Origin of the sequence: Bradyrhizobium sp. CIAT3101, assembly GCF_029714945.1 — a bacterium.
Taxonomy (GTDB): Bacteria; Pseudomonadota; Alphaproteobacteria; order Rhizobiales; family Xanthobacteraceae; genus Bradyrhizobium.
Genome location: NZ_CP121634.1, coordinates 338862 through 359231 on the forward strand (window position 1 = coordinate 338862; position 20370 = coordinate 359231).

Sequence of the window (20370 nt, forward strand, 5' to 3'; positions counted from 1 at the left end):
CGTTTTAGCGTGATTTCGGGCAAAAGCAGATAACGATTTTGCGTGAAATAGGACTTTGAGGCGGCTTGCCTCACATATGGCTGTCTTCTTCCTCGACCAGAATCTCGCGCTTGCCGGCGTGGTTGGCGGGGCCGACGATGCCTTCCAGTTCCATGCGCTCCATCAGCGATGCGGCGCGGTTATAGCCGATCTGCAGGCGGCGCTGGATGTAGCTGGTCGAGGCCTTGCGGTCGCGTTTGACGATGGCAACGGCCTGCTGGAACAGGTCGCCGCCGCCATCCGCGCCCATGCCGCTGGCGTCGAACACGGCGCCACCGTCCTCGTCTTCGGTCGGCTCCTCGGCCGTAACCGCCTCGAGATATTCGGGCTGGCCCTGCGTCTTGAGGTGGCGCACCACCTTCTCGACTTCATCGTCCGAGGCGAAGGGACCGTGCACGCGGCTGATGCGGCCACCACCGGCCATGTAGAGCATGTCGCCCTGGCCGAGCAGCTGCTCGGCGCCCATCTCGCCCAGAATGGTGCGGCTGTCGATCTTCGAGGTGACCTGGAAGGCGATGCGGGTCGGGAAGTTCGCCTTGATGGTGCCGGTGATGACGTCGACCGACGGACGCTGCGTCGCGAGGATCACATGCAGGCCGGCGGCGCGCGCCATCTGCGCGAGACGTTGGACGGCGCCTTCGATGTCCTTGCCGGCGACCATCATGAGGTCGGCCATTTCGTCGACGATGATGACGATGTAGGGCAGCGGATCGAGCGAGAGCTTCTCTTCCTCGTAGATCGCCTTGCCGGTTTCCTTGTCGAAGCCGGTGTGCACGGTGCGCGTCGGCTCTTCGCCCTTGGCCTTCAATTCGCCCAGGCGCGTGTTGTAGCCGTCGATGTTGCGCACACCGAGCTTAGCCATGTTCTTGTAGCGCTCTTCCATCTCGCGCACGGCCCATTTCAGCGCGACCACCGCCTTCTTCGGATCGGTCACGACCGGGGTGAGCAGATGGGGAATGCCGTCATAGACGGAGAGTTCGAGCATCTTCGGATCGACCATGATCAGCCGGCACTGGTCCGGGCGCAGCCGATAGACCAGGCTGAGGATCATGGTGTTGATCGCGACCGACTTGCCGGAGCCGGTGGTACCGGCGATCAGCATGTGCGGCGTGCGCGCGAGGTCGATGATGACGGGATCGCCGCCGATGGTCTTGCCGAGGCAGAGCGGCAGCTTTGCAACCGTGTCGACGGTCTCCTTGGCGACCAGCAGCTCGCGCAGATAGACCTTTTCACGATGCGCATTCGGCAGCTCGATGCCGATGGCATTGCGGCCGGGGACGACGGCGACGCGCGCCGACAGCGCGCTCATCGAACGCGCGATGTCGTCGGCGAGCCCGATCACGCGCGACGACTTGATGCCGGGCGCAGGTTCGAGTTCGTACAGCGTGACGACCGGGCCCGGATTGGCCTTCACGATCTCGCCGCGCACGCCGAAATCCTGCAGCACGCCTTCGAGCGAACGCGAATTGGCTTCCAGCTCGGCCTTGCTGAGCGGCTGGCGATCGCCGGCCTTCGGTGCAGCGAGCACGGAGACGGAGGGAAGCTCGAACTTGTCGGAGGATTTCTTGGAAGCGGCTTTCGGCGCAGCCTTCTTGCGCGTCGCGCGCGCGGGCGCCTCTTCCTCTTCCTCCTCCTCCTCGTCTTCCTCTTCTTCTTCCTGCTCGTCCTCGTGCTCCTCGTCCTCGGACTGCGGTGAGATCGAGGGCGCGGCGCGGCCGCCGAGATTGGGTTCCTGCCGGCTGAACGAAACGGCCTTGGTCTTCGAGCCGCTCGACACCAGCGAGCGGTAGGCCGCGCCGAACAGCCAGATCAGCCGCGCCTTGGTGCTCATCAGCGCGTGGAACAGCCAGCCCAGCGATACCGAGCCACGATCGCTCTCCTCGTCATCGAGCGGCTTGTCGTCGTCCTCGATCTCCGCGAGCTCTTCGTCATGCTCGCGGGCGCCGAGCCCGCAGGCGATCAGGAAGGTCGCAGCGAGCGCGACGAACAGGATGATTCCGAGCACCATGCGATAGATCACGCCGGGAGGCCCGAAGATCACCGCCGGCGCGCGCACCAGCGCATCGCCGACCACGCCGCCAAGCCCGGTCGGCAGCGGCCAGGCGCCACCATGCGGCCAGCAGCTGACGAAGCCCGCCGCGATCACGGTGCAGAGAATCCAGGAGCCGAGCCGCAGCGCCTCGCGGTCGAACGGGCGATGCGTCATCATCCGCCAGCCCCACACCGCGACCGTCAGGATCAGCATGATCGCGCCGAGCCCGAGGATCTGCATCGCAAGGTCGGCGCCGATGGCGCCGGCATAGCCGAGGATGTTGTGGATCGGCCGCGAGGTCGCGTGGCTGAGGCTCGGATCCTGCACCGACCAGGTCATCAGCGCGGCGGACGCGACACCCGACAGCGTGATCAGGCCGAGGCCGGTGAGCTCGCGCACGCGCCGGCTCAGCGCCTCGCGGATCGAGGGCGGCAGATGGCCGACCAGGGGAATCACACGTTCGATTGCCGACATGCTCATGGGCCCGCCTAACCCAGAGTTTCGACCAGCCGGTGCAGCGCCTGCGCCGTGGTCTCACTATCCTGCACCAGTGCCAGGCGAATGTAGCCGGCACCGGGATTGAAGCCGTCGGGCTGACGCCGCGCCAGATAGGAACCGGGCACCACGCGCACGCCGGCTTCCTTGAAAAGCTTGAGAGTCACCGAGACGTCGTCGCCGATCTCGGACGTATTGAGCCAGACGCAGAAGCCGGCGTCGGGCCGGCGATAGCCGTAACGATTGCCGATGATCTGGTCGGCGAGATCGAACTTGATCCGGTACAGCCGGCGGTTCTCCTCGACATGGGCCTCGTCGCCATAGGCAACGGTCGCGACATGCTGGAGCGGCACCGGCACCTGCGGCGCTGCGATGTTGCGCAGCTCCAGGAACATGCCGATGAGCTTCTTGTCGCCGGCGGCGAAGCCGACGCGCAGGCCCGGCAGGTTGGAGCGCTTCGACAGCGACTGGAACGCAGCCACGCGGGTGAAATCGGGGCCCGCGCATTCAAGCGCGCTGCCCGGTGCCTCGCGGGTGTAGATCTCGGAGTAGCACTCGTCGCTCAGGATCACGAAGTTATGGCGATCGGCGAGGCTCTTCAGGCGCGTGAAATAATCGCGCGATGCGACCGAGCCCTGCGGATTGGCGGGCGACGCCAGATAGAACGCCACCGTGCGCGCGAGGGTCGCTTCGTCGATGGCGTCGAGATCGGGCAGGAACCCGTTGTCGAGCGTCGTCGGCAGATAGACCGACTCGCAGGCCGCGGCGCCGGCGCCGGCGCCATAGACCGGATAGAACGGGTTCGGCATCAGGATGGCGGGCTTGCCGGGCTTCGGCCCGACATAGCGCGCTGCCGCGATCGCGGCGAGGAACAGCCCCTCTCGGCTGCCATTGAGCACGAGAATCTCGGCCTTGGGGTCGAGCGGCCGCGGCAGCTTGAAGCGCGACGACAGCCAGGCGCTCGCTGCCTGGCGGAATGGCTCGGTGCCCTGGTTCATCGGGTAACGGCCGAAATCGGCGATATGCTTGGCCAGCACCGGACCGACGAAATCGGGCACCGGATGCTGCGGTTCGCCGACTGCGAGCGAAATCAAGGGTTTACCGGGCTGATGCGGCGCCAACAGCTCGTTCAGCCGGACAAAGGGCGAGCGTTCGGTGTCGGAGCTTCCACTGGCCTGCGGCGCACGGGATGAAGCGGTCATGACCATTCTGGGCGCCAGTACTCTCGGAACGGCCGGTCGCGCGCAGGCGCCGGCGGGAAAGCGGTTCAGTTCACCATAGATAGGGCGAGGTTAAGACGCGATTAACCATCGGTCGGCCGACCCGTCCAGAGCGGGAATAATGAGGCCGGATAACAACGGGATGCATGGCTTATACGCGTCGCCGCGGCGCGATCGCGTCGATGACGCAATCGCCGCCGCGGTGTTGATCCGCCGACAGGCGGTGCCGGTCAGTGTGCCGGCAGCTTCTCGAAGGTCGCCATGCCCGCGGGGATCGCGTGGAACTCCTGCTTGTCGCAGGTGTAGATCGCCATCTGCGGATGGAACTGTTTGGGTTCGTCCAGCGTGCCGACCTTGAGGATGGCCGCCGGCAGTCCCGGAACCTTGGTCACCAGATGGGTGCCGCATTCGGCGCAGAATTCACGGGTGACCGCGCGCTCGAGGTCCTTGCGGGTGAATTGCTTCGGTTGGCCGGTGATGTAGCTGAAGCCTGCCGCCGGCATGGCGATGAAGGTGTTGGGCGCGCCGCCCGAAATGTACTGGCACTCGCGGCAGTGACATTGGGCCTGCATCATCGGATCGCCCTCGGCCACGTAGCGCACTTCGCCGCAATAGCATCCGCCTTCCAAACGCATGACGACCTCCCGTTTTGTTGTTCGTTGTGGTCGTTATTTCTGCGCCGGCTACCTGGAATGGCAATCTTTTTCTGCTTCGCGCGGGTCAAAAAGAATCCCGCCAAAAAGAAAGGGGCTCCAACTTGCGCTGGAGCCCCTCAACGGTCGGGGCATTGCCGGGTATGTGCCCAAACCGTAGTTGTGGACGCGATCCCCGAGGAGAGATCGCGTCCGGGAGGAGAGGTTACATGTTGTAGGCGCGCTCGGTGTGGTCGGTGATGTCGAGGCCTTCACGCTCGCTCTCGACATTGGCGCGGAGGCCAACGATCACATCGACGACCTTGTAGAGGATCGCCGAACCGATGCCCGACCACACCAGCGTGGTGCAGACGGCTTCGATCTGGGAGATCATCTGCGCGGCGAAGTCGTAATCGGCAACCTTGGGCGGGATCGCGGTGTAGTCGATGATGCCCGCACCACCGAGAGCCGGATTGACCAGGATGCCGGTGCCGAGTGCGCCGACGATGCCGCCGATGCAGTGCACGCCGAAGACGTCGAGCGAGTCATCGTAGCCGAGCGCGTTCTTCACGACGGTGCAGAAGAACAGGCAGACCACGCCGACCACGAGGCCGAGGACGATCGCACCCATCACGCCGGAGAAGCCGGCGGCAGGGGTGACGGCCACGAGGCCCGCGACAGCGCCGGAGATGACGCCGAGCACCGACGGATGACCCTTCACGATCCACTCCGCGAACATCCACGACAGCGCGGCGGCTGCGGTGGCGACGAAGGAGTTGGTCATGGCGAGGGCAGCGCCGCCGTTGGCTTCGAGGTTGGAGCCGGCGTTGAAGCCGAACCAGCCGACCCAGAGCAGCGAGGCGCCGATCATCGACATGGTCAGCGAGTGCGGAGCCATCAGCTCCTTGCCGTAGCCGGTGCGCTTGCCGATCAGCAGAGCGCCGACGAGACCTGCGATGCCGGCGTTGATGTGCACCACGGTGCCGCCAGCGAAGTCGATCGCGCCCTTCTTGAAGATCCAGCCGGCGTCGGCGTTGATCTCGTCGAGCTTGGCCTGAGCCGCGGTCTTCGCAGCCGCGTCACCCGCAGCGGCCAGAGCCTTGGCAGCGTCCTGGATCGCGTCCGGGCCGGGCCAGTACCAGACCATGTGCGCGATCGGGAAGTAGATCAGCGTGACCCAGAGCGGGATGAACAGGGCGATCGCCGAGAACTTCATGCGCTCGGCGAAGGCGCCGACGATGAGGGCGGGCGTGATCGCCGCGAAGGTCATCTGGAAGCACACATAGACGAGCTCCGAGATGTTGGCGTCGACCGAGAAGGTCGCGGCCTTCGAGTCGGTGGTGACGCCCATCATGAAGGCCTTGGAGAAGCCGCCGATGAAGTCGGAACCGCCGGTGAAGGCGAGGCTGTAGCCGTACACGGCCCAGATCACGGTGACGACGCAGACGGTGTAGAACACCTGCATCAGGACCGAGAGCATGTTCTTGGAACGAACGAGGCCGCCGTAGAACAGCGCGAGACCCGGGATCGTCATCAACAGCACGAGCACTGTCGATGTCAGCATCCAGGCGTTATCTCCCTTGTTGACCGTTGGCTCGGCATAGGCCGCGGTCGCAGCGAACAGGCCGACTGCGAGAGCCGCCAATCCCGCGCCATAGGGACGCTTAAACGTCATTTCATTTACTCCTGATTGGATTTTGGTTGAGCGCGAAATCAAAGGGCCGCGGCGTCGGCCTCGCCGGTGCGGATACGGACCGCATGGTCGAGGTTGATGACGAAGATCTTGCCGTCGCCGATCTGTCCGGTTTTTGCAGCCGACGTGATGGCATCGATGGTCTTGTCGACCTGCTCGGAGGCGACAGCGACTTCGATCTTGATCTTGGGCAGGAAGCTCACGGCATATTCGGCGCCGCGGTAGATTTCCGTGTGGCCTTTCTGACGGCCATACCCCTTGACTTCCGTCACCGTGAGACCGTGAACGCCAATGGCGGTCAGGGCGTCACGGACTTCTTCCAGCTTGAATGGCTTGATAATCGCCATAACAATTTTCATGGGTCCTATCCCCGCTTGGGCCCGGTCCGGACGTGGCCGGGCGTTTCTCGACTGGTTCGCCACGAGGGAGAAGTTCACTACGCGGGCACAGCCGGGACCCTTAGAATCAAATGCCGTGCCAGATCGGGCGGCTTGCCTAACGGACTATGAAAGCGGGGGTTTTCGCGTTTGACGGGTATTGCGGTGCAGTGCGCTATTACGTCGCGCTCAATCCGTGGTCAGGCCTGATCAAAAATCGGGCACGACAGGCTGCCGACACAATTGCTGCCCACGCGTCGGGCAGGTTGAAGGTATTTTATTACAGGAGAGGTCCCCCCAGGGGCCCCTCTGCGCTGCGAAATGTCGAACCGGCCCTCGGTGTGCTCACGGGATGCGCGCAACCGACCTGGACCTGGACTTGGACCGTCAGGCGGCCTCGCGCTCGGCAAAGACCCGGTCGACCAATCCCCACTCCACCCCTTGCTGGGCGGTCATGAAATGGTCGCGGTCGAGCGTCCGCTCCACCTCTTCCTCGGTACGCCCGCAGTGCTGGGCATAGAGCCGGGTGATGCGCCGCTTGGTCTCCTGCATTTCGTTGGCATGGATCAGGATGTCGGACGCCTGGCCCTGGAAGCCGCCGAGCGGCTGATGCACGTGCAGGCTCGCATTGGGCAGCGCGGCGCGGTGACCGGGCTCGCCGGCCATCAGCAGGAACGACCCCATCGAGCGCGCGGTGCCCATGCACAGCGTATGAACCGGCGCCTTGATGAACTGCATGGTGTCGTACATGGCGAGCCCGGAGGTGACCACGCCGCCATAGGAGTTGATGTAGAGATTGATCGGCCGGTTCGGATTCTCCGCCTCCAGGAACAGCATCTGCGCGCATACGAGGCCCGACATCGCATCATTGACCTCGCCGTTGAGGAAGATGATGCGCTCGCGCAGGAGCCGCGAATAGATGTCGAAGGATCGTTCGCCGCGCGCGGATTGTTCGACGACCATAGGGACGAGCTGAAGCATGTCGCGCATCGGCGACCTCCATGTCTGCAGGTGATGAAGTCTTAGTTGGTGTCAGGCAGCCGCGCGCATCAGGCAGCAATTGCTGTTGGCTGCTCGCGGGAGCGTGACCTCGCAGGCTTGCTGGATGATCCGGAAGCGCGTGCCGCCGTCCTCGTTCGGCTCGATCCGGAAGATGACGTGGCTCTCGCGAAACGGCGGTTCTGAATCGCGCAGCCGGTAGCGCACCTCTTCGCCTGTGATCGTTGATTCCGGCTCGGCGCCCGCAAGGTCGCAATCCGGCAGCCAGCGCTCGCGCAGGGCCGGAATGGTCACGGCGCGCCAGACCTTTGCCGGCGGCGCATCGAATTCATATTCGAGCACCAGCTTTGCATCGGGACGATCAGTTTCGACTGCGTCGCTCATTGATCCATATCCTTCAGGAGGTCAGCGAGTGCTTCCATGCGCTTCGGCCAATAGGCGCGGTAGCGCGCAAGCCATGCCCCGATCGCCACGATTCCGTCGGGGTCGACTTCGTAATTCACAAAGCGGCCCTGCCGCTGCTCGCGCACGAGCCCTGCCGCGCGCAGCACCGAAAGATGCTGCGACATCGCCGGCTGGCTGATCTCCAAACCGTCGCGCAAGGCGCTGGCGTTCAGGCTTCCGCCGGCGAGCTTCTCAAAGACCTTGCGCCGCGTCGGGTCCGCCAGCGCCTTGAAGATGTCCGCTTCGATCATGCCGACACATAAGCACGTGCTTATGTGTTGCGCAAGCCCTTCCTGACAGTCCCGCTTACTGGAGCGCTTCGCCGTGTTGCGAGATATCGAGTCCCTCGAGCTCGTGCTCGCGCGACACGCGCAAGGGCACGAACAGGCCGACCAGCTTGAGCAGGATGAAGCTCACCCCCGCCGACCAGACGAAAGTGACGGCGACGCCGTAGAGCTGGATCAGCAATTGCTGCGGATGACCCTCGAGCAGGCCGGCGGTGCCGCCGATTGCGCTGGTCGCGAACACGCCGGCGAGCAGCGTGCCGGTCAGTCCGCCGATGCCGTGCACGCCGAACACGTCGAGCGAATCGTCGTAGTTGAAGCGGTGCTTCAGCCAGGTGCAGGCCCAGTAGCAAATCCCGCCTGCGGCGATGCCGATGACGATGCCGTGCCACGGCGCGACGAAGCCGGACGCCGGCGTGATGGTGCCGAGGCCAGCGACCGCGCCCGAGATCATGCCGAGCACGGACGGCTTGCGCCGCGTCGACCATTCGATCGCGCCCCAGGTCAACGCGCCGGAGCAGGCCGCCAGATGCGTTGCGATGATCGCCATCACCGCGCGCGAATTGGCTGCTCCCGCCGAGCCGCCGTTGAAGCCGAACCAGCCGACCCACAGCAGGCCGGTGCCCATCACCGCGAGCGAGAGATCGAACGGCGAGAGATTTTCAGTGCCGTAGCCGTGACGCCGCCCCATCACCTTCGCAGCGACGAGGCCACCGGTGCCGGCCGACAGATGCACGACGAGACCGCCGGCGAAATCCAGCACGCCCATGCTGTTGAGGAAGCCGCCGCCCCACACCCAATGCGCCAGCGGAATGTAGACGAAGATGAACCAGGCGACGGAGAACAGCAGATAGGCGGAGAACCGCATCCGGTCGGCGACGGAGCCCGCGACCAGCGCCACCGTGATGATCGCAAACGTCATCTGGTAGAGCATGAACAGCGCTTCCGGGATCGTCTTCGCCGCCGGGTTGACGCTGTCCATGGTCATGCCGGCGAGAAACCAGCGGTCGAGCGAACCGAGCCACGGGCCGTCGCCGACGAAGCACAGCGAATAGCCGAACGCGACCCAGAGAATGGAGATGATCGTCACCGCGGCGAGGCTCTGCGCCATGGTCGCGAGCACGTTCTTCTTGCGGACCATGCCGGAATAGAACAGCGCGAGCCCCGGGATCGTCATCATCAGCACCAGCGCGGTGGCGACGATCATCCAGGCGGTGTCGGCGGTGTTGATCTCGCCCGTCGCGGCGCGCGCCGGCGAAGCCATGACCAACGCAAATCCGATCGGCGCAGCCACAGCGGCTACGCGGCGCAACAATCCCGCCATGTCATTTCCCCCGGCATCAATTGGCGTCGCACGCTATGGCGTCGTTGCCCGGTGCGATCGAAGAAGGCGTGTATTTATCTAGAGCGCGTCGCTGTCGGTCTCGCCGGTGCGGATGCGCAGCGCGTGGTCGATCGGCGTGACGAAGATCTTGCCGTCGCCGATCTGCCCGGTGCGGGCGGTCGCGGTGATCACGGCGACCGCCTTGTCGGCGACGTCGGAGGCGACCGCGATTTCGATCCGCAGCTTCGGCAGGAAGTTCACGACATATTCCGCACCGCGATAGATCTCGGTGTGACCCTTCTGGCGGCCATAGCCCTTCACCTCGGTCACGGTCATGCCGTGGACACCGATCGCCGTCAGGGCCTGGCGGACCTCATCGAGCTTGAAGGGTTTGATGATCGCGACGACGAGTTTCATGGTCAGGCCTATTCCCCGGGGATGCGCCGCGCCGTATGTCCCCGGCGCCGCGTCAATCTGGCATCTTTCCGGGCAAATGGCACAAAAAACTTGCAGATTGAAGCGGAAAAACGTTTGGCCAAGGGAGGCCATGTGAACGGCCGCCTCTGTACAGGGCAACGGTTCATCCTTCACAATGCATTTTTCGCATGGATGCGGTGAACCCGCACCTGTCGAGCGGTACATAAGTATTTTGGGGGCGCTTCATGGCGAGTTGGTTCTACGCATCCGAGGGCAAGCAGCAGGGGCCCTATCCGGAGGGGCAATTCCGCGACCTGATCGCCCAGGGCGTCGTGCGCGGCGATACGCTGGTCTGGTCCGAGGGCATGGCGGGCTGGCAGAAGGCGGCCGAAATTCCCGGTCTGATGGCAGGCGGCGGCGCGCCGCCGATCATTCCCGCCGGAGGGCCGCCGATGATGGGCGGCGGAAGCTATGCCGGTGCCGGCAGTGCGGCCGGCGGATCGCTGTCGGTCGATTTCGGCATCCTCGACTTCACCTGGCGCACGCTGGTGATGCTGATCGGCTCGTGCTTCATCATCCCGATTCCGTGGCTGTTCGTCTGGTACACGCAATGGATCGTGTCCTACGTGAGGGTCCCCGGGCGGCCGAACCTCTCCTTCACCGGCACTGCCATGGCGATCGTGCCGTGGTTCTTCGGCTTCATCGTCGCAGCCATTGTCATCGGCTACATCGGCAGCCAGATTCTGAGCACCGCATTCTACATCGTCCAGATCGTCCTCTACTGGATGCTGCTGAAATGGATGATTGCGAACATCGCCTCCAACGGGCAGCCGCTCGGCCTCAGCTTCACCGGCTCGGTGCTGGCCTATATCGGCTGGAACCTGCTGTTCGCGATCTCCATCATCACCATCATCGGATGGGCTTGGGTCGCCGCGGCACAGCTGCGCTGGACCTATCGCAACATCCAGGGCACGCGTCGCGAGATCATCTTCCGCGGCAGCGGTCTCGGGATTCTCTGGCGCGGAATCGTGGCCGCGATCCTGTGCAGCTTCATCATCCCGATCCCGTGGGTCTATCGCTGGATCATGAACTGGTTCGCATCGCAGACCGAGCTCGCGCCGCGCGGCGCGATGTAAGCACGACCCAAACAGCCCCGAGCGCGATTGTTCGCGCTTGGGGCGCGATCAGCTCCGCCGCTCGCGCACGGAGCCTTCCTGGGCTACGGACGCCACCAGCGTGCCGTCGGGCTTGAAGATCGAGCCGCGGGTCAAACCGCGGCCGCCTTGCGCGCTCGGCGAATCCTGCGCGTAGAGCAGCCATTCGTCGGCACGGAACGGGCGGTGAAACCACATCGCGTGGTCGAGGCTCGCCGGCATCATGCGCTTGTCGAACAGCGTGCGGCCATAGCGCGCCATGATCGCATCGAGCAGCGAGAAGTCCGAGGCATAGGCGAGTGCGCACATGTGCAGCGCCGGATCGTCCGGCAGCGTCGCCGCCGTCTTGATCCAGACATGGATACGGCCGTCCTCGATCTTCTGGCCGAAGTAGCGGCCGAGCTCGACCGGGCGCAGCTCGATCGGGCGATCCGATTCGTAGTAGCGGCGGATGAAGTCCGGCATCTCGCGGAACATCGGCTGCTTCGCCACCTCCTCCGCCGTGAGCTTTTCCGGCGGTGGCACGTCGGGCATCTTCTCCTGGTGGTCGAACGCGGTCGCTTCCTCGGCATGGAACGACACCATGATCGAGAAGATCGCGTTGCCGTGCTGGATCGCGGTGACGCGGCGGGTCGAATAGCTCTTGCCGTCGCGGAGCCGTTCGACCTGGTAGATGATCGGGATCTGCGGATCGCCCGGCAGGATGAAATAGCAATGCAGCGAATGCGGCAGCCGCCCTTCGACGGTACGGCAGGCCGCGACCATCGCCTGTCCGATCACCTGTCCGCCGAACACCCGCTGCCAGCTCGTCTTCGGGCTGTTGCCGCGGAACAAATTCACCTCGAGCTGCTCGAGGTCGAGGATCGAGATCAGGTCGATCAGGCTCTTGGACATGGAATTCAGCTTTCGCATCGTCATTCCAGCTTCGCTGCTCCGGAATGACACAATGAGGGCGTTCCGCCCTTGTTTCACCGCACTGTTTCGCCCACCTCAAGTCTGCTAGCAAGACCCGAGAATTGGCCGGGAATTTTGTATGTCACAGAATAGCATAGTCATTGGCGGCGGCGCGTTTGCGGGCCTGGCGCTTGCACTTGCCTTGCGCCAGGGGCTCGGGCCCGAGATTCCCGTCATCGTCGCCGATCCCGCGCTCGCCACACGGCCGAGCCGTGATCCCCGCGCCACCGCCATCGTCGCGGCCTGCCGCCGCCTGTTCGAGGCGCTCGGCGCCTGGGACGACGTCAAGGCTGAGGCCCAGCCGATCCTCGACATGGTCGTCACCGATTCCAAGCTCGAGGACGCCACCCGCCCGGCATTCCTGAATTTCGCCGGTGACGTCGCGCCCGGCGAGCCCTTTGCGCATATGGTCGAGAACCGCCGCCTGATCGATGCGCTGGTCGTCCGCGCCGAAGCCGAAGGGATCGATCTCCGCGCGACGATTGTTGCGTCCTACGACGCGAGCGCCGATGGCGTGGATGTGACGCTCGGCGACGGCAGCAAGATTGCCGCGAGCTTGCTCGTCGCCGCCGATGGCGCGAAGTCGAAGCTGCGCGAGCGGGCCGGCATCGCCACCCATGGCTGGGAATACGATCAATCCGGCATCGTCGTCACCGTCGGCCACGAGCGCGATCACGACGGCCGCGCCGAAGAGCACTTTTTGCCCGCGGGCCCCTTTGCGATCCTGCCGCTCGCAGGCAAGCGATCGTCGCTGGTGTGGACCGAGCGCCGCGCCGAGGCCGCGCGCATCATTGCGCTCGGCGACGAAGAGTTTCACGGCGAGCTCGAACGCCGTTTTGGTTTGCATCTCGGCGAGATCAAGGCGCTCGACAAGCCACGTGCGTTCCCGCTGTCCTATTTCGTGGCGCGCTCCTTCGTCGCGGAGCGCCTCGCGCTGGTCGGCGATTCCGCCCACGTCATCCACCCCATCGCGGGGCAAGGCCTCAACATGGGGCTGAAGGATGTCGCAGCCTTGGCCGAGGTCGTGGTCGATGCCGCGCGGCTCGGCATGGATCTCGGCGGCGCCGATGTGCTCGAGCGCTATCAGCGCTGGCGTCGCTTCGACACCATGGCGATGGGGGTTGCCACCAACTCGCTGAACTTCCTGTTCTCCAACCAGTCGACGCTGTTGCGCACGGTGCGCGATATCGGCCTCGGTATCGTCGACCGCACCCCGCCGCTGAAGAATCTGTTCATCCGCCAGGCGGCGGGTTTGACGGGGGAGATTCCGAAGTTGCTGAAGGGCGAGGCGCTGTAGCCATCGAGTTCCCGCCGGCGCCTCGTTCTCCGCTGTCGTCCCGGACAAGCGAAGCGCAGATCCGGGACCCATACGCCGCAGCAAGAGTTTTGCGAATATTCGGAGTTACCAGCTTCGTCCCAAACCACGCCCTGTGGTTATGGGTCCCCGCGTTCGCGGGGACGACAGCGAGACTATTGCGACGCTATCGCGTAAATCTCGCGTCGGTCTCAATCGATCTTGCGCGCCTCTTCCGGCAGCATGATCGGGATGCCGTCGCGGATCGGATAAGCGAGTTTTGCGGACCGCGAGATCAGCTCCTGCTTGGCCGCGTCGAATTCCAGCGGGCCCTTGGTCAGCGGGCAGACCAGGATCTCCAGCAGTTTGGGATCGACGCTGTTTTCGGGACGTTCGGTGGGCGTGTTCATCGTGGTCTCCGGCGATCGGCTGCCTGTAGCATAGAATAATTCGCCCGCCCATCGCGGGCTAGGCCGAGACCATCCGCTGGATCTCGTCGAGCAGGCCCTGCAGGCGTGCGGCCGGCACCGGCGCGGCCGAGAGCGCATAGCCCAAAAACGTCCAGTACAGGATCTGCGCGCGGGCCTGCGCGCTTGAGGCGGGGAATCCGCGGCGTTGCAGCAGGGCCTCGATATAGTCGAGCCTGCGGCGGTCGATGGCGCGGACGGCCGCCTGCGCCGCCGGATCGAACGCCGCCCAGTTGCGCACCGCGCGCTCCAGGTCGAGCCGGGCGCCGAAGGTCCGGCGCAGCAGCGCCGTCAGCGGCTCGTCGCTGTCGGCCTCGACGCGCGCGATGATCTCCTCGGCGGCGATCTCGCGCCAGCGCTTCAGGATGGCCGCGTGGAACGCGCCGAGATCGGCAAAATGCCAGTAAAAGCTACCGCGGGAGACGCCCATGGCTTTTGCCAATGGATCGGCCTTCAGCGCGGTGAAGCCGCTCCTGGTGAGTGCCTTGAGGCCCTGGCTGATCCAGTCGTCGGCGGAAAGCTGGTCGGTCATGTCGGGTTCCGAAGTCGGGCCATACACTAGTGTATTGACAGGCGGCAGGCCAGCCTCTATCTCACCATACACAGATGTATGGAGGCGTCGATGCGTGATCTCTTGCTCCAGTGCGCTGGAATCCTTGCCATCGTGGTGGCCGTCATCCACGGCGTCCTCGGCGAGACCAAGGTTTTCCCCCGCGCCACGATCGAGCCGCCGCGGCTCCGCACCCTGATCCGCCTGGTCTGGCAGGCCTCGACCGTCGCCTGGATCGGCTGCGGCGTGCTCCTGATCGCGACGCCCTGGATGGACTCCGCGCCGGCGCGCCGCTGGATCGTCCTCACCATGATCTGCGTGTTCGGCTTCTCCGCCTGCGCCAACGCATGGGCGACGCGTGGCCGCCATTTCGGCTGGATGGCGCTGAGCGTGGTCGTGGCGATGGCGGTGGCCGGCTACTGAGGGCGGTGCGGAATTGCAGCCCGTCGAATCCGTGAGACGTAAGGCCGCAGCGCGCCGCAAAACCCGCCCTGCCCTCGGACCGCGCTGATGTTTTGGCGACCGTTAGAATATCTCTAAGGCGTCGCGGCTCCGAACCCCGATTGACTTCACCCTCCCCTTTGTTTCCTTCGGGCGCGCTTCGCGCACACGACAGAGGAGGAGACATTCGTGAGAGTCATTCGTGTTCTTGCCATCGCACTGACGGTCGGGATCGGCATGGGGTCGACGGCGATGGCCGACGGTTTCAAGAACTGCACCAAGCTCGACAAGGCGTCGTGGAAGCCGGCGAGCGAAGCCGAAGCCAAGGCCAAGGCACTGGGCTACGAAGTGCGCCGCTCCAAGATCGAAGGCTCGTGCTATGAGGTCTACGGCGTCAAGGAAGGCAAGCTCTACGAGCTGTTCTACAGCCCGGAAGATCTCAGCCTGAAGCACACGATCGCCAAGTAGGCCTCTGCGCCAAAGGGTGGTCAAGGGTGGTCCCGGCTTGAACGACAAAGCGCTGCGAGAGACGCGCGGGGTGTCCGACCGACGCCCCGCGGATCGGACGGTGGCGGTCTGGGACCTTCCGCTGCGGCTCTGGCACTGGGCGCTCGCGGCCAGTGTCCTGGCCGCGTGGTTCACGCCCACCGTCTACGACAGCCTTCACCGCATCGTCGGCTACACCGTCATCGGGCTTTTGGCGTTCCGCCTGGTCTGGGGATTTTGGGGCAGCCGCTATGCGCGCTTTCGCATGATCGGTGTCAGGCTTCGCGCTGCGCCCAACTATCTCTGGAATCTGCGTCGCGGCATCACCGGCCGCTACATCGGGCTCAATCCCGCCGGCACGTTGATGCTGGTCGCGCTGCTGTTGTCGCTCACCGTCTCGGCGATCACGGGCGCCCTGTCGGTGACCGTCACCTTCTTCGGCGTCTGGTGGATCGAGGACACCCACGCTTACGCATCCGACGCCGTGATCGTCCTGGTCGTGCTGCACATCGTCGGCGTGGTCGCGATGGGCCTGCTTCAGCGCGAGAATCTGATCCGCGCGATGATCACGGGCCGCAAGCGCATCCGCCATCATTCGTAGAGTTCTTAGGCGCGAAACTCTTTCCTCGTCATGGCCGGGCTCGACCCGGCCATCCACGTCTTACCTGCAGCACGAAAAACGTGGATGCCCGGGACGTCTACCGCGAAGACGCGCTTCGCGCTTTTGCCCGGGGCATGACGGAGTTGGAGGCTGACAGGCTCAGTCTTACTGCAACGGTGGATCGCCGCTGGTGCGCTTCTTGGCGAGGTCCATCTCGGTCACCGCGATCAAGATCTCGGCGCGGGTCTTCAAATCCAGTGCTTCCAGCATCGCCTGCTTCTCGGCGGGGCCGTAAGGCGACATCATCGCCAGCGCATTGACCAGCGCCTCGTTGGGCGCGCTCTCGACGCCTTCCCAGTCGACCTTGAGGTTGTTGGCCTTCAAGAAATCCGCCAGCACCGTCAGCAACGCCTCGCGATCGACGTCGTCCTCGCCCTTGCGCGCGGTGAAGTCGTCGACGTAGGCGAAGAAGTCCACCTTGCACTGCCGGTACGCGGTCAGCACCTCGAGCTCCTCGACCACCTTGAAGCGTGCGACGCCGGTGAGCTCGAGGATGTAGCGGCCGTCGCCGGATTCGGCGAGCTGGGTGATACGGCCGACGCAGCCGACGCGGAACAGCGCTGGCTTATCGGAATTTTTCGGCGAATGCGCCGCGTCCGGCTGGATCATGCCGATCAGGCGATGGCCATCGCGAAAACTGTCGTCGACCATCGCCAGATAGCGCGGCTCGAAGATGTTGAGCGGCATCTGGCCGCGCGGCAACAGCAGCGCGCCCGGCAAGGGAAACACCGGGATGATTTCCGGAAGGTCGGCGGGGCCGCGATATTCGATGTTGATCGGCATCTGGTCCCCGCTGACGCGCTAATCCTATGAAAACAGGATCGTCGACAAGCGCTTGCGCCCCTCGACGGTCGCTTCGTCCGCACCGCCCCAGGCCTCGAAGAACTGCACCAGCTGCTTGCGGGCGCCGTCGTCGTTCCATTTGCGGTCGCGCTTGACGATCGCGAGCAGTTGCTCGGTGGCGGCGGCACGGTTGCCCTGCGCATTCAGCGCGGTGGCGAGATCGAAGCGGGCCTGATGATCGAGCGGGTTTGCGGCGACTTTCTGTTCCAGCTCGGTGACGGGCCCGAGCTGTTCCGCCTGCTCGGCGAGGTCGATCGCGGTCTGCACGGCCTTCACGGCCGCATCGTTGCGCTTGGATTCCGGCACCATGGCCAGGGTCTGCTTGGCCTGCTCCATCGCACCGGAGGTGACGTAGCATTTGGCGAGGCCGGCAAGCGCTGCGATGTTGGTCGAATCGTACTGGAGCACCTCGGCGTAGATCTGGGCGGCGGCTGCGGCGTCGCCCTCGGCGAGAACGGCCTCGGCCTCCTGCAGAATCTCGGCGATGTTGGGCTCGCCGGGTGCCGTCACGCCCTTGGTCACCTTTTCGATGAAGGCATTGATCTGGCTCTCCGGCACCGCGCCCATGAAGCCGTCGGCGGGCTGGCCGTTGACGAAGGCGATCACGGCCGGGATCGACTGGATGCCCATCTGGCCCGGGATCGCCGGATGCTGGTCGATGTTCATCTTGACCAGCTTGACCTTGCCCTTGGCCGCCTTGACGGCCTTTTCGAGCACGGGGGTGAGCTGCTTGCAGGGGCCGCACCACTCCGCCCAGAAGTCGATCAGCACCGGCTGGCGCTTCGATTCCTCGATGACGTCCTTCACGAAGGTCTGTGTGGTGGTGTCCTTGATCAGATCGGCTGCAGCCGGGCTCGCTCCGTTACCCTGGTCGATGATCGTCACGGGATCCCCTCGTCTGATGTCTGGAATGGCGGGTCTTTAGCACGTCGCCATCACATATGCTTCGTTTCAGGCCCTAAAATTGGGCCGGGTCGGCCGAATTTCAATCCGTCCGCGGCGATTCGGTGGTTCCTGGGCATTTTGGGGTGATTCGACCGGATTTGGGCGCATATTGGGGCCCCGAAAACGTATTGATGCCGCCGGTAGCTGTTGCAATCGCCTCCCGCTTTTGGCATACGACAGCCGTTGCCGGCGCGTCACGCGACCGACACAGGATGCGGGTGTAGCTCAGTGGTAGAGCACGACCTTGCCAAGGTCGGGGTCGAGGGTTCGAGCCCCTTCGCCCGCTCCAATTTTTCCCAGCGCATCCAGCCAAACCGGGTCGGGCCGTGGTTTTCCACGCCGCTGGCGGCTGGCTTGGGTCTCCCATGACAATTCTGGTCACCGGCAGTGCCGGCCACCTCGGCGAGGCTATTCTTCGGACGCTCCGGCGCCGCGGGTCGTCTGCGCGCGGGATCGACCTGAAAGCATCGCCTTTCACCGATGCGGTCGGCTCGATCGGCGATCCCGGCTTCGTCCGGGCGCAGATGGACGGTGTCTCCGCCGTCATCCACACCGCGACGCTGCACAAGCCGCATGTGGCGACCCACGGCAAGCAGGCCTTTGTCGACACCAATGTCACCGGGACGCTCAATCTGCTCGAGGCGGCTGTCGCCGCCGGCGTGACGAGTTTTGTCTTCACCAGCACGACCAGCGCGTTCGGTTCGCAGCTCAGGCCCGAGGCCGGGCAGGCGGCGGTGTGGGTCACCGAGGAGCTGCCGTCGGTGCCGAAGAACATCTACGGCACCACAAAACTGATGGCGGAGAATCTGTGCGAGCTGTTCTTTCGCGAGAGCGGCTTGCCGGTCGTCGTGTTGCGGACCTCGCGGTTCTTTCCGGAGGACGACGACGATCCCGCGATGCGGTCGGCTTACCCACTGGACAACGCGCAAGCCAACGAGCTGCTCTATCGGCGGCTGGACATAGCGGACGCGGTCAGCGCCCATCTGCTGGCCGTAGCGCGAGCGCCGGAGATCGAGTTCGCCCGCTATATCGTGTCGGCGACAACCCCGTTCGGACAGCACCATCTCGCTGCGCTCGCGCGTGATGCTGCCGGCGTCGTGCGCGAGCTCTACCCGGATTGCGCCCAGCTCTACGCGGCGCGGGGCTGGCGGCTATTTCCCGGGATCGACCGCGTCTATGTCAACGCGCGCGCACGGCGCGAACTGGGCTGGCATCCGGAATTCGATTTCGTCCATGTGCTGAGCAGCCTGCGCGATGGCTCCGATGTCCGCAGCTCCCTGGCGCGTGAGGTGGGATCGAAGGGCTATCACGACAGGCAGTTTGACGACGGGCCGTATCCTGTCGCCGGGTAGCTCTGGCCGTCATTCCAAACGGATCTGCACGCCGCCGGCTCCGTTCAGCAGGCGCCTGAGGTGATATCCGGCCAGGCGATCGCCCGCGTTGTTTGCGACCAGCGCCGCGAAGGCCGGCAGGGCATCCGCCTCTTTTCCCTCCAGCTTGGCATAGGCTTTGAGATAGCCGGCGGTGTTCTCGGTCGCGAAGTCCGCGGCCGACATCGGCTCGAAAGCCTGGATGGGCTCGCTCCTGCCGCGCAGCATCAACTCGCCGATCGGCCGGCCATGGAATCGGTCCGCCCGGCCGGCGACGGCGCCGCTTGCGCAAATCCTGGTTCCCAGGAACTTGTTCGCAGCCTCCAGCCGCGCAACCGTGTTCATGGTGTCCCCGTGAGCGGTGTAGTCGAAGAACCTTTCTCCTCCGAAATTGCCAACGAGCGCCGTGCCGGCATGTACGCCGATGCGGGTCGAGCCGAAATCGACGTCCCTTTGCTTCCAGCGCAACCTGAAATTCTCGGCCCAGCCATCGAGTGCATGCGCGCAGGAAATGGCACGCGTTGCGTAGTCCGCCTGGTCGGCCGGCGCGTTGAACAGGACCTGGATCGCGTCACCCACCACCTTCGCGACCGTGCCCTCATAGTTGAAGACGATCTCGGTCATGCCGAATATGTACTCGTTCAGCAAGTCGCCCAGAATCGAGGGCGGCATCTTCTCGACGAGAGACAGGAAGCCGGTGATGTCGGTGAAGATCACACCGATCTCGCGAGAGTGCGCGTTCATGCCGTCGCCTTCCGAGCCGCGGGCCAGGCGTGTGGCAAGCTCGGGAGAAAAATAGCGCGAAAGGGATGTGTGGGCGCGCTCGGCTTCCAATTGACGCCTGCGAATATCGCGCATCATGCCGACGTGACGTATTGTCTTTTTGAGCGTCAGCTCCAGGTCTTCGAGGTCGATCGGCTTGGTCACGAAGTCGAAGGCCCCCCGGTTCATCGCGCCGCGGATATTCTCCATGTCGCCATAGGCCGAAACGATGATCGTCGATTTCATGTCGTCCGCCTGCTGCAGTTTCTGCAGCGTGGACAGGCCGTCCAGCCGGGGCATGTTCAGATCCAGCAGCACGACCTCGATTTGAGGATTTCCCTGCACGGACTGCAGCGCCTCCAGCCCGTCATGGGCGAACAGGAAGCTGATCTGTCCATCGCCGATCTGCCGCTCGAAATGCTGAAGGATGACATCCTTCAGATCGGGCTCGTCATCGACAACAAGAACCGTTGCGGTCATGGCAATT

Annotated in this window: 22 protein-coding genes and 1 tRNA gene; 7 read left to right on the top strand and 16 right to left on the bottom strand. The window is 64.5% G+C overall.

Going from position 1 to position 20370, the window contains the following annotated elements; genetic code table 11:
* Nucleotides 1-70: 70 nt before the first annotated feature.
* The 10 genes from QA645_RS01445 to QA645_RS01490 all read right to left on the bottom strand — a co-directional run bounded on the left by QA645_RS01445 (nt 71) and on the right by QA645_RS01490 (nt 9956).
* On the bottom strand, nt 71-2551 hold the full coding sequence (locus tag QA645_RS01445) for a DNA translocase FtsK (RefSeq protein WP_283047703.1): 2481 nt from the start codon (nt 2549-2551) through the stop codon (nt 71-73).
* Between the two features lie 8 nt (nt 2552-2559).
* Nucleotides 2560-3774 carry an aminotransferase class I/II-fold pyridoxal phosphate-dependent enzyme gene (locus tag QA645_RS01450; protein WP_283047705.1) on the bottom strand — a complete coding sequence of 405 codons (1215 nt, stop codon included), beginning with the start codon at nt 3772-3774 and terminating at the stop codon, nt 2560-2562.
* Between the two features lie 242 nt (nt 3775-4016).
* A complete protein-coding gene (locus QA645_RS01455) occupies nt 4017-4421 on the bottom strand; it encodes a GFA family protein (RefSeq protein WP_254127402.1) in 405 nt (134 codons plus the stop codon).
* A gap of 223 nt (nt 4422-4644) precedes the next feature.
* On the bottom strand, nt 4645-6093 hold the full coding sequence (locus tag QA645_RS01460; protein WP_283047708.1) for an ammonium transporter: 1449 nt from the start codon (nt 6091-6093) through the stop codon (nt 4645-4647).
* Nucleotides 6094-6131: 38 nt separating this feature from the next.
* Nucleotides 6132-6470 carry a P-II family nitrogen regulator gene (locus QA645_RS01465; RefSeq protein ID WP_027535364.1) on the bottom strand — a complete coding sequence of 113 codons (339 nt, stop codon included), beginning with the start codon at nt 6468-6470 and terminating at the stop codon, nt 6132-6134.
* 405 nt (nt 6471-6875) lie between these two features.
* Nucleotides 6876-7478: an ATP-dependent Clp protease proteolytic subunit gene (locus QA645_RS01470; RefSeq protein ID WP_283047709.1), complete on the bottom strand. Its 603-nt coding sequence runs from the start codon at nt 7476-7478 to the stop codon at nt 6876-6878.
* Nucleotides 7479-7520: 42 nt separating this feature from the next.
* The gene (locus tag QA645_RS01475; RefSeq protein WP_283047710.1) at nt 7521-7871 is read right to left on the bottom strand and encodes a hypothetical protein; all 351 of its coding nucleotides are present in this window, start codon (nt 7869-7871) and stop codon (nt 7521-7523) included.
* A complete protein-coding gene (locus tag QA645_RS01480; protein ID WP_018646000.1) occupies nt 7868-8182 on the bottom strand; it encodes a metalloregulator ArsR/SmtB family transcription factor in 315 nt (104 codons plus the stop codon). The genes QA645_RS01475 and QA645_RS01480 overlap by 4 nt, the downstream gene beginning before the upstream one ends.
* Before the next feature lie 55 nt (nt 8183-8237).
* On the bottom strand, nt 8238-9539 hold the full coding sequence (locus QA645_RS01485) for an ammonium transporter (RefSeq protein WP_254191221.1): 1302 nt from the start codon (nt 9537-9539) through the stop codon (nt 8238-8240).
* 78 nt (nt 9540-9617) lie between these two features.
* Nucleotides 9618-9956 carry a P-II family nitrogen regulator gene (locus tag QA645_RS01490; protein WP_008142802.1) on the bottom strand — a complete coding sequence of 113 codons (339 nt, stop codon included), beginning with the start codon at nt 9954-9956 and terminating at the stop codon, nt 9618-9620.
* 245 nt (nt 9957-10201) lie between these two features.
* Here QA645_RS01490 and QA645_RS01495 point away from each other — a divergent pair, with 245 nt between their 5' ends.
* A complete protein-coding gene (locus QA645_RS01495; protein WP_283047713.1) occupies nt 10202-11092 on the top strand; it encodes a DUF4339 domain-containing protein in 891 nt (296 codons plus the stop codon).
* 48 nt (nt 11093-11140) lie between these two features.
* On the opposite strand, the gene tesB is transcribed toward QA645_RS01495, so the two are convergent.
* Complete coding sequence (gene tesB, locus QA645_RS01500; RefSeq protein ID WP_254196118.1) at nt 11141-12004, bottom strand: acyl-CoA thioesterase II; 864 nt, start codon at nt 12002-12004, stop codon at nt 11141-11143.
* A gap of 139 nt (nt 12005-12143) precedes the next feature.
* On the opposite strand from tesB, the gene QA645_RS01505 reads away from it, so the two are divergent.
* Nucleotides 12144-13361, top strand: coding sequence for a ubiquinone biosynthesis hydroxylase (locus QA645_RS01505; RefSeq protein WP_283047715.1), 1218 nt, complete (start codon nt 12144-12146; stop codon nt 13359-13361).
* 209 nt (nt 13362-13570) lie between these two features.
* On the opposite strand, the gene QA645_RS01510 is transcribed toward QA645_RS01505, so the two are convergent.
* Nucleotides 13571-13768, bottom strand: coding sequence for a Trm112 family protein (locus QA645_RS01510; protein WP_283047716.1), 198 nt, complete (start codon nt 13766-13768; stop codon nt 13571-13573).
* A 58-nt stretch (nt 13769-13826) separates the two neighbouring features.
* Nucleotides 13827-14357, bottom strand: coding sequence for a TetR/AcrR family transcriptional regulator (locus QA645_RS01515; protein WP_254127409.1), 531 nt, complete (start codon nt 14355-14357; stop codon nt 13827-13829).
* A 90-nt stretch (nt 14358-14447) separates the two neighbouring features.
* Between QA645_RS01515 and QA645_RS01520 the strand changes: the two genes are divergently transcribed.
* The 3 genes from QA645_RS01520 (at nt 14448) to QA645_RS01530 (ending at nt 15903) form a co-directional block, all read left to right on the top strand.
* Nucleotides 14448-14798: a hypothetical protein gene (locus QA645_RS01520; protein ID WP_254127410.1), complete on the top strand. Its 351-nt coding sequence runs from the start codon at nt 14448-14450 to the stop codon at nt 14796-14798.
* Between the two features lie 207 nt (nt 14799-15005).
* A complete protein-coding gene (locus QA645_RS01525) occupies nt 15006-15284 on the top strand; it encodes a PepSY domain-containing protein (RefSeq protein WP_254127411.1) in 279 nt (92 codons plus the stop codon).
* A gap of 37 nt (nt 15285-15321) precedes the next feature.
* Nucleotides 15322-15903, top strand: coding sequence for a cytochrome b/b6 domain-containing protein (locus QA645_RS01530; protein WP_283047720.1), 582 nt, complete (start codon nt 15322-15324; stop codon nt 15901-15903).
* A gap of 165 nt (nt 15904-16068) precedes the next feature.
* Here the strand turns inward: QA645_RS01530 and QA645_RS01535 are convergent, their stop codons facing one another.
* Nucleotides 16069-16746, bottom strand: a complete 678-nt coding sequence (locus QA645_RS01535; RefSeq protein ID WP_283047721.1) for an LON peptidase substrate-binding domain-containing protein — start codon at nt 16744-16746, stop codon at nt 16069-16071.
* Nucleotides 16747-16770: 24 nt separating this feature from the next.
* On the bottom strand, nt 16771-17691 hold the full coding sequence (trxA, locus tag QA645_RS01540) for a thioredoxin (RefSeq protein WP_254127415.1): 921 nt from the start codon (nt 17689-17691) through the stop codon (nt 16771-16773).
* Nucleotides 17692-17965: 274 nt separating this feature from the next.
* Between trxA and QA645_RS01545 the strand changes: the two genes are divergently transcribed.
* Nucleotides 17966-18040, top strand: a tRNA-Gly gene (locus QA645_RS01545).
* Nucleotides 18041-18116: 76 nt separating this feature from the next.
* Nucleotides 18117-19103: an NAD(P)-dependent oxidoreductase gene (locus tag QA645_RS01550; RefSeq protein WP_283047724.1), complete on the top strand. Its 987-nt coding sequence runs from the start codon at nt 18117-18119 to the stop codon at nt 19101-19103.
* A 9-nt stretch (nt 19104-19112) separates the two neighbouring features.
* Here QA645_RS01550 and QA645_RS01555 read toward each other — a convergent pair whose 3' ends face one another.
* Nucleotides 19113-20363, bottom strand: a complete 1251-nt coding sequence (locus QA645_RS01555) for an adenylate/guanylate cyclase domain-containing response regulator (protein ID WP_283047726.1) — start codon at nt 20361-20363, stop codon at nt 19113-19115.
* Nucleotides 20364-20370 lie beyond the last annotated feature (7 nt).

Excerpts from the sequence above, each read along its gene's own strand:
- QA645_RS01510 (WP_283047716.1), bottom strand. The coding sequence starts at position 13,768 with ATGAACACGCCCACCGAACGTCCCGAAAACAGCGTCGATCCCAAACTG.
- QA645_RS01475 (WP_283047710.1), bottom strand. The coding sequence starts at position 7,871 with ATGAGCGACGCAGTCGAAACTGATCGTCCCGATGCAAAGCTGGTGCTC.
- QA645_RS01460 (WP_283047708.1), bottom strand. The coding sequence starts at position 6,093 with ATGACGTTTAAGCGTCCCTATGGCGCGGGATTGGCGGCTCTCGCAGTC.
- QA645_RS01515 (WP_254127409.1), bottom strand. The coding sequence starts at position 14,357 with ATGACCGACCAGCTTTCCGCCGACGACTGGATCAGCCAGGGCCTCAAG.
- QA645_RS01535 (WP_283047721.1), bottom strand. The coding sequence starts at position 16,746 with ATGCCGATCAACATCGAATATCGCGGCCCCGCCGACCTTCCGGAAATC.
- QA645_RS01445 (WP_283047703.1), bottom strand. The coding sequence starts at position 2,551 with ATGAGCATGTCGGCAATCGAACGTGTGATTCCCCTGGTCGGCCATCTG.
- QA645_RS01470 (WP_283047709.1), bottom strand. The coding sequence starts at position 7,478 with ATGCGCGACATGCTTCAGCTCGTCCCTATGGTCGTCGAACAATCCGCG.
- QA645_RS01495 (WP_283047713.1), top strand. The coding sequence starts at position 10,202 with ATGGCGAGTTGGTTCTACGCATCCGAGGGCAAGCAGCAGGGGCCCTAT.
- QA645_RS01480 (WP_018646000.1), bottom strand. The coding sequence starts at position 8,182 with ATGATCGAAGCGGACATCTTCAAGGCGCTGGCGGACCCGACGCGGCGC.
- QA645_RS01450 (WP_283047705.1), bottom strand. The coding sequence starts at position 3,774 with ATGGTCATGACCGCTTCATCCCGTGCGCCGCAGGCCAGTGGAAGCTCC.
- QA645_RS01490 (WP_008142802.1), bottom strand. The coding sequence starts at position 9,956 with ATGAAACTCGTCGTCGCGATCATCAAACCCTTCAAGCTCGATGAGGTC.
- QA645_RS01485 (WP_254191221.1), bottom strand. The coding sequence starts at position 9,539 with ATGGCGGGATTGTTGCGCCGCGTAGCCGCTGTGGCTGCGCCGATCGGA.
- QA645_RS01555 (WP_283047726.1), bottom strand. The coding sequence starts at position 20,363 with ATGACCGCAACGGTTCTTGTTGTCGATGACGAGCCCGATCTGAAGGAT.
- tesB (WP_254196118.1), bottom strand. The coding sequence starts at position 12,004 with ATGTCCAAGAGCCTGATCGACCTGATCTCGATCCTCGACCTCGAGCAG.
- QA645_RS01465 (WP_027535364.1), bottom strand. The coding sequence starts at position 6,470 with ATGAAAATTGTTATGGCGATTATCAAGCCATTCAAGCTGGAAGAAGTC.
- QA645_RS01520 (WP_254127410.1), top strand. The coding sequence starts at position 14,448 with ATGCGTGATCTCTTGCTCCAGTGCGCTGGAATCCTTGCCATCGTGGTG.
- QA645_RS01505 (WP_283047715.1), top strand. The coding sequence starts at position 12,144 with ATGTCACAGAATAGCATAGTCATTGGCGGCGGCGCGTTTGCGGGCCTG.
- QA645_RS01455 (WP_254127402.1), bottom strand. The coding sequence starts at position 4,421 with ATGCGTTTGGAAGGCGGATGCTATTGCGGCGAAGTGCGCTACGTGGCC.
- QA645_RS01550 (WP_283047724.1), top strand. The coding sequence starts at position 18,117 with ATGACAATTCTGGTCACCGGCAGTGCCGGCCACCTCGGCGAGGCTATT.